The organism is Jeongeupia chitinilytica (assembly GCF_014652315.1).
Lineage (GTDB): Bacteria > Pseudomonadota > Gammaproteobacteria > Burkholderiales > Chitinibacteraceae > Jeongeupia > Jeongeupia chitinilytica.
This window is the reverse complement of record NZ_BMYO01000002.1, coordinates 389,349-405,391: the sequence shown is the minus strand read 5'-3', so window position 1 is coordinate 405,391 and position 16,043 is coordinate 389,349. Positions and strand designations below refer to the sequence as shown.

General features: G+C 62.2%; 21 protein-coding genes. 11 read left to right on the top strand and 10 right to left on the bottom strand.

Annotation, left to right across the window (positions count from 1 at the left end; genetic code table 11):
- Window positions 1-30 precede the first annotated feature (30 nt).
- From IE097_RS05045 to leuC, 5 genes are all read right to left on the bottom strand, one after another.
- Complete coding sequence (locus IE097_RS05045; protein ID WP_189459049.1) at window positions 31-873, bottom strand: hypothetical protein; 843 nt, start codon at window positions 871-873, stop codon at window positions 31-33.
- Window positions 874-975: 102 nt separating this feature from the next.
- The gene (gene nagB, locus IE097_RS05040) at window positions 976-1,710 is read right to left on the bottom strand and encodes a glucosamine-6-phosphate deaminase (RefSeq protein ID WP_189459048.1); all 735 of its coding nucleotides are present in this window, start codon (window positions 1,708-1,710) and stop codon (window positions 976-978) included.
- A 99-nt stretch (window positions 1,711-1,809) separates the two neighbouring features.
- A complete protein-coding gene (gene leuD / locus IE097_RS05035; protein ID WP_189459047.1) occupies window positions 1,810-2,448 on the bottom strand; it encodes a 3-isopropylmalate dehydratase small subunit in 639 nt (212 codons plus the stop codon).
- Window positions 2,449-2,499: 51 nt separating this feature from the next.
- Window positions 2,500-2,625 carry an entericidin A/B family lipoprotein gene (locus IE097_RS05030; protein ID WP_189459046.1) on the bottom strand — a complete coding sequence of 42 codons (126 nt, stop codon included), beginning with the start codon at window positions 2,623-2,625 and terminating at the stop codon, window positions 2,500-2,502.
- Between the two features lie 43 nt (window positions 2,626-2,668).
- Entirely contained in the window at window positions 2,669-4,078 is a 1,410-nt protein-coding gene (gene leuC / locus IE097_RS05025) for a 3-isopropylmalate dehydratase large subunit (RefSeq protein ID WP_189459045.1), read from the bottom strand.
- Window positions 4,079-4,286: 208 nt separating this feature from the next.
- On the opposite strand from leuC, the gene IE097_RS05020 reads away from it, so the two are divergent.
- From IE097_RS05020 to IE097_RS05005, 4 genes are read left to right on the top strand one after another with little or no spacing between them, the layout of a single operon-like run.
- Window positions 4,287-5,081: a helix-turn-helix transcriptional regulator gene (locus IE097_RS05020; protein ID WP_189459044.1), complete on the top strand. Its 795-nt coding sequence runs from the start codon at window positions 4,287-4,289 to the stop codon at window positions 5,079-5,081.
- Between the two features lie 18 nt (window positions 5,082-5,099).
- Entirely contained in the window at window positions 5,100-5,534 is a 435-nt protein-coding gene (locus tag IE097_RS05015; RefSeq protein ID WP_189459043.1) for a ribonuclease domain-containing protein, read from the top strand.
- A 9-nt stretch (window positions 5,535-5,543) separates the two neighbouring features.
- Window positions 5,544-5,822, top strand: a complete 279-nt coding sequence (locus tag IE097_RS05010; protein ID WP_189459042.1) for a barstar family protein — start codon at window positions 5,544-5,546, stop codon at window positions 5,820-5,822.
- 17 nt (window positions 5,823-5,839) lie between these two features.
- Window positions 5,840-5,998, top strand: coding sequence for a hypothetical protein (locus IE097_RS05005; RefSeq protein WP_189459041.1), 159 nt, complete (start codon window positions 5,840-5,842; stop codon window positions 5,996-5,998).
- A gap of 95 nt (window positions 5,999-6,093) precedes the next feature.
- On the opposite strand, the gene IE097_RS05000 is transcribed toward IE097_RS05005, so the two are convergent.
- Window positions 6,094-6,906 (bottom strand): ferritin-like domain-containing protein, encoded by an 813-nt coding sequence (locus IE097_RS05000; RefSeq protein WP_189459040.1) that lies wholly within the window; start codon window positions 6,904-6,906, stop codon window positions 6,094-6,096.
- Window positions 6,907-7,029: 123 nt separating this feature from the next.
- Here IE097_RS05000 and IE097_RS04995 point away from each other — a divergent pair, with 123 nt between their 5' ends.
- On the top strand, window positions 7,030-7,350 hold the full coding sequence (locus IE097_RS04995; RefSeq protein ID WP_189459039.1) for a helix-turn-helix domain-containing protein: 321 nt from the start codon (window positions 7,030-7,032) through the stop codon (window positions 7,348-7,350).
- Between the two features lie 46 nt (window positions 7,351-7,396).
- Here IE097_RS04995 and IE097_RS04990 read toward each other — a convergent pair whose 3' ends face one another.
- On the bottom strand, window positions 7,397-8,257 hold the full coding sequence (locus IE097_RS04990) for a radical SAM protein (RefSeq protein ID WP_189459038.1): 861 nt from the start codon (window positions 8,255-8,257) through the stop codon (window positions 7,397-7,399).
- Window positions 8,254-8,703, bottom strand: a complete 450-nt coding sequence (locus IE097_RS04985) for a universal stress protein (protein WP_189459037.1) — start codon at window positions 8,701-8,703, stop codon at window positions 8,254-8,256. The genes IE097_RS04990 and IE097_RS04985 overlap by 4 nt, the downstream gene beginning before the upstream one ends.
- Window positions 8,704-8,814: 111 nt before the next feature.
- On the opposite strand from IE097_RS04985, the gene IE097_RS04980 reads away from it, so the two are divergent.
- The 3 genes from IE097_RS04980 to IE097_RS04970 all read left to right on the top strand — a co-directional run bounded on the left by IE097_RS04980 (window position 8,815) and on the right by IE097_RS04970 (window position 11,563).
- The gene (locus IE097_RS04980; protein WP_189459036.1) at window positions 8,815-9,270 is read left to right on the top strand and encodes a thioesterase family protein; all 456 of its coding nucleotides are present in this window, start codon (window positions 8,815-8,817) and stop codon (window positions 9,268-9,270) included.
- A complete protein-coding gene (locus tag IE097_RS04975) occupies window positions 9,248-9,661 on the top strand; it encodes a TerB family tellurite resistance protein (RefSeq protein WP_189459035.1) in 414 nt (137 codons plus the stop codon). The genes IE097_RS04980 and IE097_RS04975 overlap by 23 nt, the downstream gene beginning before the upstream one ends.
- A gap of 105 nt (window positions 9,662-9,766) precedes the next feature.
- The gene (locus tag IE097_RS04970; RefSeq protein ID WP_189459201.1) at window positions 9,767-11,563 is read left to right on the top strand and encodes a methyl-accepting chemotaxis protein; all 1,797 of its coding nucleotides are present in this window, start codon (window positions 9,767-9,769) and stop codon (window positions 11,561-11,563) included.
- A 1-nt stretch (window position 11,564) separates the two neighbouring features.
- Here the strand turns inward: IE097_RS04970 and IE097_RS04965 are convergent, their stop codons facing one another.
- Entirely contained in the window at window positions 11,565-12,479 is a 915-nt protein-coding gene (locus IE097_RS04965) for a DMT family transporter (protein WP_189459034.1), read from the bottom strand.
- Between the two features lie 107 nt (window positions 12,480-12,586).
- Between IE097_RS04965 and IE097_RS04960 the strand changes: the two genes are divergently transcribed.
- The 3 genes from IE097_RS04960 to loiP all read left to right on the top strand — a co-directional run bounded on the left by IE097_RS04960 (window position 12,587) and on the right by loiP (window position 15,066).
- Window positions 12,587-13,483, top strand: a complete 897-nt coding sequence (locus IE097_RS04960; protein ID WP_189459033.1) for a LysR family transcriptional regulator — start codon at window positions 12,587-12,589, stop codon at window positions 13,481-13,483.
- Window positions 13,484-13,717: 234 nt separating this feature from the next.
- Complete coding sequence (locus IE097_RS04955; RefSeq protein ID WP_189459032.1) at window positions 13,718-14,233, top strand: DNA-deoxyinosine glycosylase; 516 nt, start codon at window positions 13,718-13,720, stop codon at window positions 14,231-14,233.
- Window positions 14,234-14,316: 83 nt separating this feature from the next.
- The gene (loiP, locus tag IE097_RS04950; RefSeq protein WP_189459031.1) at window positions 14,317-15,066 is read left to right on the top strand and encodes a metalloprotease LoiP; all 750 of its coding nucleotides are present in this window, start codon (window positions 14,317-14,319) and stop codon (window positions 15,064-15,066) included.
- 84 nt (window positions 15,067-15,150) lie between these two features.
- On the opposite strand, the gene sucD is transcribed toward loiP, so the two are convergent.
- Window positions 15,151-16,035, bottom strand: a complete 885-nt coding sequence (gene sucD, locus IE097_RS04945; protein WP_189459030.1) for a succinate--CoA ligase subunit alpha — start codon at window positions 16,033-16,035, stop codon at window positions 15,151-15,153.
- Between the last annotated feature and the right edge of the window lie 8 nt (window positions 16,036-16,043).

The window sequence follows — 16,043 nt, the reverse complement described above, 5'->3', positions numbered from 1 at the left end:
AAAATATGGTAGCGGCAGCACTACCGGCAATCACTCAGCCAAACTGATTTCGCAATTGAAACGGCCACCTGATGTGGTCGTGATCCACGTTTTAGCCGAAGTCAGCACACCACGCGCCGCGTCGACATTTACATCCAGCGAGAATCGAAATGCCTCGGAGCCGCCGGAAAGACGTCCGACCGGCGCCAGTTCACCCTCAATCAACATGCGAACCCGTGCGCCATCCTGATCCACCTTCTTCAGGGCATAGCGCGACAGCGCGTCGTCGCCGCGCGAGGCGGAGGCCCTGATCTTGCGCGGGATATTGACCCCGGCCGCAGCCTCGTTCAGCAGACGCTGCACATCCCACACTGCCGGTGCGCTGGCGGTTTCCGCAATGGGTCCCAGCAAGCAGTTGTACCGCTCGATCGGGTCATTCGTCACCCAGCGCTCGCCGTCAAACTTGAGCGTGAACGTTTGCGTGCGCGCGCCCCGATAACTCAAGCGGTAGTTCAGCTTCGGGGCCGAACTTGTCGGTACGGCAACTGCCGTTTGCGCCGGCAACCTCGGATTTGCCACCGCGGATACCGAGGCAGCCTGGGCAGGCAGCCGCGAACTGGCGGTCGGCGACTTTTGCAACTTGGCGAGTTTGATCTCGGCCAACTTGACGAAGATCCCGTTGGGAAACTGGTCCAGGTACGCCTGAAACTCGGCCGGATCCTTGCTGTCCTTGATGCTGTTCCAGAACAGCATCTGCGCATCTTCCGAAACAGCAGGCTTGGCCGATGCTTTCGCCGCGTCGCCCGAGCCCGCCGCCAGCAAAGCCGGCGCCGAAAACAGCATGCAGGCCGACACTGCGGCCAGCATTTTTCTATTTGTTGAAATCAACGTCATGCAAACAATCCAGTGGCGCTTTTCTTCTCATCGGCGCGATTCGTCACAATCTGCAGGCAAACAAAAAGCGGGATCGCTCCCGCTTTTTGTCGGTGCATTCGATTACGAGTGCGAAACCTTGTAGGTCACGTCACAGTCGGTCATCACGATCACGCGCGGATGCGTCTGCAGCAGCGACGCCGGGACCTGGGTGGTGATCGGGCCGTTCAGCGTGCGATCGAGGATCTCGGCCTTTTCCTGGCCCTTCACGACCAGCAGGATCGCCTTGGCATGCAGGATCGAACCCATGCCCATGGTGATCGCGTGCGTCGGGACTTCGTCGATCGAGTTGAAGAAGCGCTTGTTGGCTTCGCGGGTGCTTTCCTTCAGCGTGACCTTGTGGGTGAAGCGCGACAGCTCGTCATCCGGCTCGTTGAAGCCGATGTGGCCATTGCCACCGATACCCAGCAGCTGCATGTCGACCGAACCCTGCTGATAGATCGCCTCGTCGTAACGACGGCCTTCGGCATCGATGTCCGTGGCATTGCCGTTCGGCACATGGGTGTTTTCCGCCAGGATGTCGATGTGGTCGAACAGGTTCGTCTGCATGAAGCTGCGGTACGACTCCGGATGCGACACCGGCAGGCCGACGTATTCGTCGAGGTTGAAGGTCGTGACTTCCTTGAAGCTGACCAGACCCTGCTGGTAGGTCTTGACGATTTCCTTGTACAGGCCGACCGGCGTGCCGCCGGTAGCCATGCCGAGCACCGCATTGGGTTTGGCGCGAACCACCGAGATGAACAGGTCCGCAGCGGCGCGGTCGAGATCGGCTTGATTTTTGAACTTATGCAGGATCATGGTCTTATTCTTTCCGGGTAGACAAGAAAACGTCTAACTATACGACAAATCAGGTGGAGGCCGTATTGACCTCCCCCAATTTCCCGCCACTCAAACCGGTTAGACGAACAACCAGGGCTTGGCTTCGCGGTGCCGCGCTTCGAAGGCGCGGATTTCGTCGGCATGCGCCAGCGTCAGGCCGATTTCATCGAGACCGTTCAACAGGCAATGCTTGCGGTGTGCGGTGACATCGAAGCTGAAAACCTCGCCCGACGGCGTCGTGACTTGCTGCTTTTCCAGGTCGACGTTCAGCCGATAGCCTTCCTGCACCTCGCACTCCTTGAACAGGCGCTCGACGACGTCGGCCGGCAGCACGATGGGCAGCAAGCCGTTCTTGTAGCAGTTGTTGAAAAAGATATCGGCAAAGCTCGGTGCGATCACGACACGGAAGCCGTAATCGTCGATCGCCCACGGCGCGTGCTCGCGGCTCGAACCGCAACCGAAGTTGTCACGTGCCAGCAGGACCTGTGCGCCGGCGTAGCGCGGGAAGTTGAGCACGAACTCCGGATTGACCGGACGGGTGCTGTTGTCCATGCCGGGCTCGCCATGATCGAGATAACGCCATTCGTCGAACAGGTTCGGACCGAAGCCCGAGCGCTTGATCGACTTGAGGAACTGCTTCGGGATGATCGCGTCGGTATCGACGTTGGCACGGTCGAGCGGGCACACCACACCATTCAACTGGGTAAAGGCTTTCATTGCGGATTCCTCGCAGCCACGGCACCGGTCCCGGCGGCCGTGGCGGTCGAATTATTTGCTGCCGGCGTTTTCGATCTTGCCACCGACTTTCTGCACGTCCTGACCGAACCCCTTCATGGTGTTACAGCCGGACAGGGTCAACGCAGCGACAACGGCGAGCAGGAAAATCGATTTCATGGATTCACACTCCAGCAGATCAAAAAATGTTTAGAGCGTCACGTCACGCAAAAGTGCGTACATCGACGAAATGGCCGGCAATCGCCGCAGCTGCGGCCATTTCCGGACTGACGAGGTGGGTACGCCCCCCCTGCCCCTGACGCCCTTCGAAATTGCGGTTGCTGGTCGAGGCGCAGCGTTCGCCCGGCTCGAGCCGGTCGGCGTTCATCGCCAGGCACATCGAACAGCCCGGCTCGCGCCACTCGAAGCCTGCATCGAGGAACACCTTGTCCAGCCCTTCGGCTTCGGCCTGCGCCTTCACCAGACCCGAACCCGGCACGATCATCACCAGCTTGACCGAATCGGCCTTCTTCTTGCCCTTGACCACCGACGCAGCGGCGCGCAGGTCTTCGATCCGCGAATTGGTGCACGAACCGATGAACACCTTGTCGACCGGAATCTCGGTGATCGGCGTATTGGCGCTCAAGCCCATGTACTGCAAGGCGCGTTCGTAACTGCCCTTCTTCACCGCATCGCTTTCCGCGGCCGGATCGGGCACGCGGCCATTGACCGACAGCACCTGCTCGGGCGACGTACCCCAGGTCACTTGCGGCTCGATGTCTTCGGCCTTGAGTTCGACCACGGCGTCGAATACGGCACCGTCATCGGACACCAGCGTGCGCCAGTTGGCGACCGCGGCATCCCATTGTTCTGCATTCGGTGCGAACGGACGCCCCTTCACGTAATCGATCGTCGTCTGGTCGACGGCCACCATGCCGGCCCGGGCACCCGCCTCGATCGCCATATTGCACAGGGTCATCCGGCCTTCCATCGACAGGCCGCGGATCGCGCTGCCACCGAATTCGATCGCATAGCCGGTACCGCCGGCCGTACCGATCCTGCCGATGATGGCCAGCGCCACGTCCTTGGCGGTCACGCCGCGGCCGAGCTGGCCGTCGACGCGCACCAGCATCGCCTTCGACTTCTTGGCCACCAGACACTGCGTCGCCAGCACATGCTCGACTTCAGAGGTACCGATGCCGTGCGCCAGCGCGCCGAAGGCACCGTGCGTCGACGTATGGCTGTCGCCACAGACGACGGTCATCCCCGGCAGGGTCGCACCGCTTTCCGGACCGACCACGTGCAGGATGCCCTGATGCTTGTCCTTGAACGGGTAATAGACCAGCGCGCCGAACTCCCTGATGTTGGCGTCGAGTGTCTCGACCTGCTGACGCGAGATCGGATCCTTGATGCCTTCATCCCAGTGATCGGTCGGGGTATTGTGGTCCGGCGTCGACACCACCGAATGCGCGCGCCACAGTTTGCGACCGGCGAGTTTGAGCCCTTCGAACGCCTGCGGGCTGGTCACTTCGTGAACCAGATGGCGATCGATGTAAAGCAGACAGGTCCCGTCGGCTTCCTCGCTGACGACGTGCGAGTGCCAGAGTTTGTCGTAAAGCGTCTGTGCGGCCATATTCGTTCCAGAAGAAAACCGTGTTGCCACGGCATGATCATACGTTGCTGTCGGTGCGCTCAAGTGAGCTGGATCACGCGCCGGCAGCCACCGCAGGCTGGTAAGCAAACCTTCGTTCCCGCCCGATGCAGCCAGATTAGGGACGTTTTGATACTGGAACAAGTTTAGCACTTATACTGGTATCAACAGTAACAGCCAGAGTATCCGCATGTCCGTCAGCGCCTCGATCCGCCGCAAGGAACTCGGCGACTTTCTCATGAGCCTGCGCCAGCAACGCGAGCCCGCCGCCTTCGGCTTTGCCGCCGGCCTGCGTCGCCGCACGGCGGGCCTGCGGCGTGAAGAAGTGGCCCAGCTCTGCGACATCAGTCCGACCTGGTACACCTGGATCGAGCAGGGCCGCGACATCAGCGTTTCCGCCGACGCGCTCGACCGCCTGGCGGTCGCCTTGCGCATGGACCGCTCGCAGCGCGCCTACCTGTTCGAGCTTGCGGGCCGGCACGACCCGCAACAACCGCGGGCCGAACACGACGTTTCGCCCGGCGTGATCGAAGCTGCAGTGCGCGGCTTTGCCGGGCCGGCCTATGTGCTCGGACGGCGCTGGGACGTGCTCGCATGGAACGATGCCGCAGCGCGGCTGTTCGGTCCATGGCTGGCCGCCGATGCCGCGCCGAACCTGCTCGACTTCGTTTTCCTCGACCAGGCCGCACGGACGCTGGTGGTCGACTGGGAAGTCCGCGCCCGTCGGTTGGCGGCCGAGTTTCGCGCCGACACGCGCGCAGGCGTCGACGATGCTGGCCTGATCGAACAGGTCGCCCAGCTGTCGCAATCCAGCCCGGAATTTGCCGAGTACTGGCGTCGCCACGATGTACTCGAACGACAGGGCGGCGAGCGCACCTTTGCCCATCCCGACGACGGCCTGCTCGTCTATCATCAACTGTCGTTCAAGCTGGTCGATCACGAAGCACTGAAACTGGTGCTGCTGACCCCCCTCGATGCCCGCTGATTCCACACCGGACCCGTCATGCGCCTTTCCCTGCTCGGCCTGCTGCTGACCCTGACCGTTCCCGCATTCGCCGCGCTCCCGCGCTGCGACGACGTCGCGGCGTCCTTTGCCGCCTCGCACAAACTCGACCGTGCCGAACTTGCCACCGCACTCGGCACACTGGCCCGCGACGGGCGACTACCCGAGCGCTACGTGACCAAGCGCCAGGCACAGGCCGCCGGCTGGCAACCCGGACGGGACTTGTGGCAAGTGCTGCCGGCGCACTCGATCGGTGGCGACCGGTTCGGCAATCGCGAACAACGACTGCCGCGCGGCCAGTATCGCGAGGCCGACCTCGACTATCGCGGCGGCAAGCGCGGCGCTAAACGGCTGGTCTACGAACCGCAAGGCCGGCGCTTCGTCACGGTCGACCACTACCAGACCTTCACCGAGCTGCCCGCCTGCCAGCCGTAAGGAGTCTTGATGAGCAAACATCACACCGTAGTACTGCACGACATCCGCAGCATGGACGACGTCTACGCGCAACTGGCGCGGCAACTGCCGCTGCCGGCGCATTTCGGCCGCAATCTCGATGCACTGTTCGACCTGCTGACGGCCGATCTCGAGGGGTCGCTGACCCTGAACTGGCCCGATGCCGCCGACGCACGCCCCTACCTTGGTGCAGACCGTCATGCCGCGCTGCTGACGACACTGCGCGATGCCGCCGACGAACGCGACGACCTGCACCTCCGGATCGGCTGAATGCCGGTCAAAAACGCGTGAACGACCCCGTCAACCTGATGGGTTTCGAGTGGTTGGGTTCGGCCATCAACGGCGCGATCCGGCTCGGCTGGGCGACGCTTGTCTTCATTCCGGTCGGCGTCATGATCGAACGATACGCAACAGGCCTATCGGCAATGGCGTGGCCAGCAGCCTAGCTGCTTGCGCAGGGCGCCCGCCCCCTGTTCCAACGTGTACTGGGCCGAAAACGGAGAAACCGAGGCGCTCGGACCGAACATCCGCGCGCCCTTCGCTAGACCAGCTTGATCGACTCGATCAGCGCCAGCTCCTCGTCGCTGAAACCGGCGGCCCGCCGGGCCGGATAGTTCAGCTTGCCGCGCGGCAACACTGCATCGTAATCATGCAGCAGCCCGACAAACGTCGGGACCGGATCCAGCCCGCGCTCGGTGCAACACCAGTGAAACCAGCGGTTGCCGATCTGAACATGGCCGATTTCGTCACGCAGAATGACGTCGAGAATCTCGCAGGCTCGTACATCGCCGCTCTGCTTGAGCTTTTCGCGAATACCCGGCGTCACATCCAGCCCGCGCGCCTCGAGGATGCGTGGTACCAGCGCCATCCGGGCCATCACGTCGTCATCGGTCTTGACGGCCATTTCCCACAGACCGTTGTGCGCCGGGAAATCGCCGTAGGCGTAGCCCAGCGTAGCGAGGTGGTCGCATAACAGCGAGAAGTGCAACGCTTCCTCGCGGGCGACCTGCAACCAGTCGTTGTAGTAAGCTTCGGGCATGCCGGTGAATCGATAGACGGCATCCAGCGCCAGATTAATGGCATTGAACTCGATGTGGGCAATCGCATGCAGCAGCGCACCACGCCCTTCGACGCTATGAATTTCCCGGTTGGCCAAGGCCGAAGGCGCCACCAGTTCCGGGCGCGCCGGACGGCCCGGAACGATGATCCGTGCGACGTGAACCGGAGCATTTTCCAAATAGGAATCGTCATTGAAATCATTAACTTGCCTGACCTTGAGCACCGGGTCACGCTCCATGAGGGCACGATGGGCAAGTTGTTGTTTTTTGAGATGATCAATATCAGAACTTTTCATTAATTGGTTGCGTTACTAAATCACATATTCATAAGGAAATACTTACGTGTCTGGAACCGGCCCTCATCCCTATGATGACGTCAAGGTTTACGCCGTCATACCGCCGTACGAGGAGTCCACGCCATGAAAGAAACCACACTGAACCCGCGCGAAGTGCGCCGCCGTCTGAGCCTGAATCAACAGGAATTCTGGAGCAAGATCGGCGTGACGCAAAGCGGCGGTTCCCGCTATGAAAGCGGCCGCAACATGCCGCGCCCGGTGCGCGAGTTGCTGCGCGTCGTCCATATCGAGCAAGTCGATCTTGCCAAGATCAACCGCGAGGATTACCTGATCCTCGAGTACCTGAAGGAAATGAAGCCGGAACTGTACGAAACGCTTCGTCTGGCCGCGACACGCGACCGCGAACCGGTTCACGGCCAGTCGGCCCAGCTGGCAGCGCGCTAAGCCGCTGCCGCCTCGACAACAGCCCCGCTCGCGGGGCTTTGTCACGTCAGGGGCTCAGTTTCACCGGCAAGCCGATCGCCTCGATCCGTGCCGCCAGCGCCTGCATCCACTCAACCGGCGCTGCCGACAGGCGGGGGGCCTCCGCCTGCATCGACGGTCGCGCCAGGCCGTACAGCAACACTCCGTGCGGTGTAATCCCGTCCCGCAACAGTGCAGACAGATAGTCGAGGTACGCCTGCAGCGCACCTTCGTCCGGCAATGCGCCGTCGACCGCAAACATGCACGTCTGCAACCACGTCGGACAGCGCGCCACAGCCGCCGCCAGATGCTGGCGCACCGACGATGCCTTGAGCTGTACCTGATTGACCGCACTGAACCCGTCCTGCGGCGCGCGATCCAGCTTGAACCAGACCTCGCCGCCCAGCGCTGCCATTGCCGAAACGGCAGCCTGAACCGCGGGCTTGTACAACTGGCTGCCGTTGGTGATCAGTACCAGCTTGACCCGCCCGACCAGGCCGAAACGCTCGAGCACCCGTCCGACAAGCTCGACGGCGACCGGAAACTCGGCACTCATCGTCGACTCGCCGTTGCCGGAAAACGCCACGTCATTCAGGCGGCGTGCCCCCTCCGGTACCCGCTCACGCATGAAGTCGCCACGAACGATATCGGCGAGCAGGCCATCCAGTTCGGCCTCCAACTGCACCAGATCGATCGGCGGTGGCCCGCCGCGGTGCAACTCCGGCACCTGGCAATAGACGCAGCGCCAGTTGCAGGCATTGTTCGGATTGAGGTTGATGCCGACCGAGACGCCGCCCGCGCGGCGCGACACCACCGGATAGACGTAGGTCAGGCCAGCCGCATCACGCGCGTGGTCGTCGACGCGCAGCCGGCCGTCCGGCTTGTTCATTCCGGCCGTGCTCTCACCAACAGCACCGGCACCGGCGTGACATGAATCACACCTTCGGCCACGCTGCCGAGCAGCATGTGCGTCAGCCCGCCGTAGCCATGCGTACCCATGACGATCAGCTGGGCCTGCCATTTGTCGGCTTCGTCGACGATCGCGCGCGCCAGATTGCCGCCCCAGGCTTCGAGCAGTTCGATTTCAACCTCGACGCCGGCCGCCTTGAGCACTTCGGCCTGCTGATCCAGCACACGCTGCCCGGCACGACGCAGTGCCTCCTGCAGTTGCGGCACGTCGAGGAACTCGTTGGCGCTCCATGCGAATTGGGCCAGGTCGATCACATGCACGATCTTTACCGTAGCGCGCTGATTGCACGCCACTTTCACGGCCTCGCGCAGCGCCGCGGCACTGGTTTCGCTATCGTCCACCGGCACCAGAATGCGTTCGTACATGGTCGTTCCCCGTCGAGTGAGCTTACTGCAAGTTTAGCAGAATGCCCCCCATTGCGGCCCCTGTGGGGCGCGCATACACTGGAACGCCAATCATCCGGAGCATGCCGGCCAATGCCCCGCCTGAAGCTCTCCCTGCCGCAGCACAGCGATTTCGAATGCACGCTGGCAGTCCGCGTCACCGACCTGAACTACGGCGCCCATCTCGGCAATCAGGCGCTGCTCGGTCTGCTGCACGAAGCCCGTCTGCAGTTCCTGCTGGCACTGGGTTTTGACGAGCTCGGCAACGATGAACGCCCCGGCCTGATCCAGAGCGATGCGCTGATCGCGTTCCGCAGCGAAGCGTTTCTCGGCGACCTGCTCAGCATCAAACTTACAGCGGCGGACTTCGAACGCACCAACTTCGATCTGTATTACGAAGTACGCACCAATGACAGACTGGTTGCCCAAGCCAAGACCAATCTGGCATTTTTCGACTACCGCCTGCGCAAAACAGCGCCCGTACCCGAGACCTTCCTCGCGGCACTGGACTTACAAAGGATGAAAAATGAAAAAATACGCGAACAATAGCCCCGAGGCGATGGCACGGCTGCTGGTCCTGCAGATGATGTGCGACGGCAACTTCGACCCCGAAGAACTCGATCAGCTCGAGCACCTGCGCATCTACGAAGTGATCGGCATCAGCCGCAAGCGTTTCATCGAAGTCGTCCATGACTACTGCAATGACCTGTCGGACGAAGCCGATGAAGCCGGCACGATCAAACTGATCGATCGCGAACGCATCGACGACCTGCTCGATACCGTCGATGATCCGAAAAAGCGCGCCCTCGTCGCCGCAATCGCCCTCGACATCGCCAAAGCCGACGACGACTTCAGCGCCGTCGAACTTGCCGTGTTCCGCCACATGCTGCAGCGCTGGCATCTGACACTCGACCATCTGCAAGCCGCGCTGTCTGCCTGAAACAGGGGCCGGCTCAAGTTCCAGGGAACCGGGCCGAAATAAATATAAGAAAACAGTCACATGCTTGCGCACGCCACAGGCGTGCTGCTCGGGGAGATCGAGAAGATGAGCGCTTCTACCGGATTCCATGCGGCGCTGGAGCGCCATGTCCTGCCGACACTGGGACGCAAGTTCGCCTTCCTTTACCTGTTTGCACTGGTGCCGATGGCAACACTGCTGGCCGTCTACGTGGCGGAAGGCAGGCTGGCCGACGTCGCGACCGGCTTGCGGCTCGATGCAGCCGCGAGTACCGCACTGATTGCCCCCTTCGCGACGGTACGCATCGTCTGCTGGGTGCTGCTGGTGCTGATGCTGGCGCTGGTCACGATCCAGTACGTCTATTTCAACTACTGGATCACCCGGCCGATCGCGCGCATCACGGCGGTATTCACCGAGGTTTCCAGTGGTGAAGGCGATCTGTCGGTCGATATTCCGGTCATCACCAGTGACGAAATCGGCGCACTGGCCGGCACCTGTAACCGCTTCCTTGCGCGGCAACGCGATACGATCGCCAGCGTCCAGTCGATGACCGTCGGCATCGCGCTCGAGGCGGCCAAGTCGATGAAGAACATCAAGGATTCGGCCACTTCGACCAAACAGCAGGATCAGCTGGCACAAGGCGTGGTCGAAGCGAGCAATGCCACGACCAGCGGCATCAACCACGTTTCCCAGCGCACGCAGGCCATCTCGGAAACCACCAGCCAGAATCTCGAATTGGCGCATGCGTCGTACGCCGAACTGCAGGATGTCACCGAGCGCATCAATGCGATCACTGCCAAGATCGAGAACTTCAACACCACCGTCGACGGCCTCAACCAGCGCTCGGCCAGCATCAAGACCATTGTCGACCTGATCAAGGAAATCTCCGGCCAGACCAATCTGCTGGCGCTGAACGCCGCCATCGAGGCTGCCCGCGCCGGTGAAGCGGGCCGCGGCTTTGCCGTCGTCGCCGACGAGGTGCGCAAACTGGCCGAGAAGGTGCATGTGGCCACCGACAACATCTCCCACGACATCGACAGCATGCTCGGCCAGGTCGCCGAAACGCAGACCGAAACCGTGCAGATCACCCACGACGCGAAGCTGACCCACGAAGTCGTCGCCAAGGCATCGGGACAGTTCGCCAAGATGATGAGCGATTTCGAATCGACCAGCGATGCGCTGAGCGGCATTGCAACGACGCTGAAGGAATTCACCGAGGCGAACAACACCGTCAACGCCAACGTCTCCGAGATCCACCAGCTCTCGCTGGCGGTAAACGAGCGGATGACACGCTCTGCGCAGTCATCGCAGGACCTGTCGAGCGCGACCGAGAAGGTTCAGGAAATGATCGGCCGCTTTATCGTCGGCCAGGGCGAACTCGATGCGGCCATCCAGCGCGCGGGCCAGTTCCGCGACCGGATCGCCGACAAGCTCGCCGAATTCGGCCAGCGGGGGGTCGACGTGTTCGACCAGCGCTACCAGCCGATCGCCGGCACCAACCCGCCGAAATTCCGGACCAGCTACGACGGCCTGTTCGAAAAGGAAATCCAGCCGCTTTACGACGCGCTGGTGCGCGAAACCAACGGTGGCAAGTTCTCGCTGGCCACCGACACCAACGGCTACGGTGCCACCCACAACAGCTGGTACTCGAAACCGGCAACCGGCGATCCGGCCGTCGACCTGCTCAACAGCCGCGACAAGCGGATCTTCAACGACCCGGCCGGCCTGCGCGCAGCGCGCAACACGCAGCGCTTCCTGCTGCAGACCTATGTGCGCGATACCGGCGAGATCATGACCGAGCTCGATCTGCCGATCCATGTCGGCGGCCGTCACTGGGGTGGGCTGCGGCTCGGCTTCGATGCCAGCGAACTGATCCGCGCCTGATTCAGCGGCGCTGTTCGGCGTCGGGACGTGGCGTATTGCTCAGCACGATACCCGATACCGCCAGCGCCCCGCCGATGACGAGCGACCAGGTCGGACGTTCGCCCAGCAGCAGCATCCCGAGCAGAACGGCGGTGACCGGGTTCAATGCAATGAAAGCACCCGAGCGCGCCGCACCGATACGGGCAATCCCTTCGTAGTACCAGACGTAGGCAAGCGCCGACCCGACCACCCCCAGATACGCGAGGCAGGCCCACTGCGCGGTCGAAATGGCGGACAGCGCCGCAGTTCCCGCCTCCCCCGACAGCCACCCCGCGACCGACAGCATGACCGCACCGAGGATGACTGCATAACTCACGGTCGGCAGTGGGCCGATGTCGCGCGCCAGTCCGCGCGAAGCGACACTGAAGATCGCCCAGGCCAGCACGCAACCGAGAATCAGCCCGTCACCAAGCCAGGACCCGGTGGACGACGGTACGCCGTCGACACCAAGAATGACTACCGCCGCACCGGACACACAAAGCAGGATGCCGGCAACTCGCGATGCCGAGGGCCGTTCGCCCTGAAACACGGCGGCCAGCAGCGCGATCGCCGCCGGATTCAGCGCCACGATCAGCGCCGCGCGCGACGCGTCGATGTAACGAAGCCCGTAAAAGAAGCAGACGTTGTACGCGAACACCCCGACCAGCCCCAGCAGTGCGAGCTGGCACCACTGTATGAAACCTGGTCTTGGCAGCTGCACCCGGCGGAACAGCAGGGACACCAGCAATACCGTACCGGCCAGCAGGAACCGGAGGCTGGCCGACAGCAGCGGCGACAGCTCGCCGGCGAGCACACGCCCGGCGACGAAGGTCCCGCCCCAAATGGCCGAGACGGCGGACAGTTTCAGGTAGACGCATTGATCATCGGAAAGGCGCATGACCTGTCGATCCCCGGTGCGGGCCCGGTCCAAGATTTTGATGGTCAATCATCAGACTCATGAGTACTCATAGTAAAATGAGCAACTACTCATGCCATTGAAACGCCGTGACCCTGACCCAGCTGAACGTTTTCTCGACGGTCGTCGAACTGCGCAGCTTTACCGCGGCAGCAATGCGGCTTGGCATCAGCCAGTCAGCGGTATCGCATGCAATGCAGGGACTCGAGCAGGAACTGGGTGTCGAGCTGGTGCAACGGTTCCGGTCCGAAGTCGAACCGACCGTTATCGGCGCGACGTTGCTGCAACGGGCCCGGACCGTACTCGGACTGGCCGAAACCATGCGCCAGGAAGCGGCCGATGCACGGGGCCTGAAGTGCGGCAGCCTGCGCATCGGTTCGTTCGGCCCGACGGCATCGACGCGGCTGCTACCGCAGTTGCTGGCCCGGTTCAGGCACGGCTTTCCCGGCATCGAAATTCATATCGATGAAGGACCGGACCGCCAGGTGCTGCAGTGGCTGGACGAACGGAGGATCGACATCGGTTTCGTCGTACTGCCGAACGAGCGCTTCGATACCGTTGCGCTGATCGAGGACCAGCTGGTCGCCGTTGTCCCTGCAAGCCACTCGCTGGCGGCGCGGACGACGCTGCCGCTGTCGGCATTGTGCGACGACCCTTTCGTACTGACCGAAGCCGGCTCGGCCGAGCTTGTGGACCAGCTGTTCGCAACGGCAAGGCTGGCACCGAAAGTACGTTATCGCAGCACCCAACTGATCAGCACGCTGGATATCGTGGCCCGCGGTGACGGCATCACCGTCGTTGCCGAACTGGCCCTCCCCAAGCCGCCTCACCGGGACGGGCGCTGGGTCGCCAGCCCTCTCGATCCGCCGGTCCGGCGTCACGTCGGACTGGCGGTACCGGATAGCCGGCTATGCTCGCCGGCGACAACCGCCTTCATCGCACTGGCACAAAAACTGGTGCGAGACGGCGGATTGGACATGGCGTAACGCAAAAAAGCCACCGGCGTCGGTGGCTTTTCGGGGGCGGCGGCTGGCTTAGCGGAACAGATGGCTGTACCGTTGTTCGAGCATTGCCTGGGCCTTGCGTTCGATCTTCCGCAGCAGTTTGCGCATGATGTTGCTCCTGATGAATTCGTAATTTTGTTACGGATATTTTGCTCATCATGCACAAAATTAACTACATAAAATTCACCGTAGCCATTGCCAAGTATTCACACCGTCATGCTGAAAACCAGCCTTGCACCGGTCACCTCGCCAGACACCCGCCTGCTGATTCTCGGCAGCCTGCCCGGCGATGCCTCGCTGGCGGCTAAGGCCTACTACGCCCACCCTCGCAACGCATTCTGGCCGATCATGTCGGCGCTGACCGGTCGCGCGATCGACACACTCCCCTATGACGACCGCCTCGTCGCACTGCTCACCCGAGGCATCGGTTTGTGGGATGTCGTCGGCAGTGCCAGACGGCAAGGCAGTCTCGATCAGGCGCTGCGGGAAGTCGAAACCAACCCGCTGACGGTGCTGATCGACAATCTGCCGCATCTGAATGCAGTCGCCTTCAACGGCCAGACGGCCTACCGGCTCGGCCACCGGCAGTTGCCGGAGGGGCTGCACTGCATCGCGCTGCCGTCGACCAGCCCGGCACACACGATGCCACTGCAAGCCAAGATCGACGCATGGATGCAGCTGCGCCCCTTTCTCGGCCAACAAGGACCGACCTGCTGTCAGACAGGCCAGTAACACCTGGAAATCCCCGATGGTTTTCTGTCATAAATTCATATAAATTCTTTCAAATCAAAACAACCAAATCACGGACACCCGAAATGAAACTCCGTTTCGTCGCGATCACCGCCAGCATGCTGGCCTTTTCCGGCTGCGCCCAGATGGATGCCAACGCCCTGCTGCAGTCGGGCGCGACCGCCGCACAGGCTGCAATGCTGACCGATGCCGATGTCCAGAAACTGTCGGTCCAGTCGTGCCAGCAACAGGACGCCCAGTCCAAAATCGCGCCGGCGAGCAGCAGCTATGCAAAGCGCCTGAACAACGTGATGAAGGGCCTGCCGACCAGCGTCAACGGTGCGCCGCTGAACTTCAAGGTCTACCAGACCAAGGACGTGAACGCCTGGGCGATGGCCAACGGCTGCGTGCGTGTCTACAGCGGGCTGATGGACCTGATGACCGACGACGAAGTCCGTGCCGTGCTCGGCCACGAGATCGGCCACGTCGCACTGGGCCATACCAAGAAGGCTGCACAGGTCGCCTACAGCGTCGCCGCGGCGCGTGGTGCGGTCGGCGCTGCCGGGAATGCAACGGTCACCGCACTGAGCAAATCGCAACTGGCCGATCTGGGCGAACAACTGATCAACGCCCAGTTCTCGCAAAGCCAGGAAAGTGCGGCCGACGATTATTCGTTCGACCTGCTGAAGAGCAAGGGCTACAACCCTCAGGCTCTGGTGACCAGCTTCCAGAAGCTGGCCAAGCTCGACGGTGGCAACAGCAGTATCATGAGCTCGCACCCTGCATCGGCAGATCGTGCCAAGCACATCCAGGACCGGATCAACAGCGGCAAGTAAGCCGCCCCGCGACAGATGGTCTGCTGGTCGGCATCGCAAACAAAAACGCCACCCGAAGGTGGCGTTTTTGTTTGATCACGCGGATCAGAGCATGTTCTTGCTCTTGAGGAGCTCGTACATGGTCTTGCCGAGTTCGGCCGGGCTGCGGGTGTAGGCGATGCCTGCACGCTCGAACGCGGCGAACTTTTCTTCGGCCGTGCCCTTGCCGCCCGAGATGATCGCACCGGCATGGCCCATGCGCTTGCCCTTCGGCGCGGTGACGCCGGCGATGTAACCGACGACCGGCTTGGTCACGTAGGACTTGGCAAATTCGGCCGCTTCTTCTTCGGCCGAACCACCGATTTCACCGATCATGATGATCGCGTCGGTATCCGGATCATCCTGGAACAGCTTCAGCGCGTCGATGTGGCTGGTGCCCGGGATCGGGTCGCCGCCGATGCCGATGCAGGTCGACTGGCCCAGACCCAGCGCGGTGGTTTGCGCCACGGCTTCGTACGTCAGCGTGCCCGAACGCGACACGATGCCGATGCGGCCCGGCTGGTGGATGTGCCACGGCATGATGCCGATCTTGCACTCGCCCGGGGTGATGATGCCGGGGCAGTTCGGGCCGATCAGGCGGATGCCGGCTTCGTCGACGGCCTTCTTCACGTACAGCATGTCGAGGGTCGGCACGCCTTCGGTGATGCAGACGATCAGCTTCACGCCGCTGTCGATCGCTTCGAGGATCGAATCCTTGGCGAACGGTGCCGGCACGTAGATCACCGAGGCATCAGCTTGGGTCTGGCGCACGGCGTCCTTCATGGTGTTGAACACCGGCAGGCCGAGGTGCTCGGAACCGCCCTTGCCCGGGGTTACGCCACCGACAACCTTGGTGCCGACCTTCAGCGCCTGCTCGGCGTGGAAGGTACCGTTCTTGCCGGTGAAGCCTTGCACCAGCACTTTCGTATCTTTGTTGACCAAAACGCTCATTGGTTTAT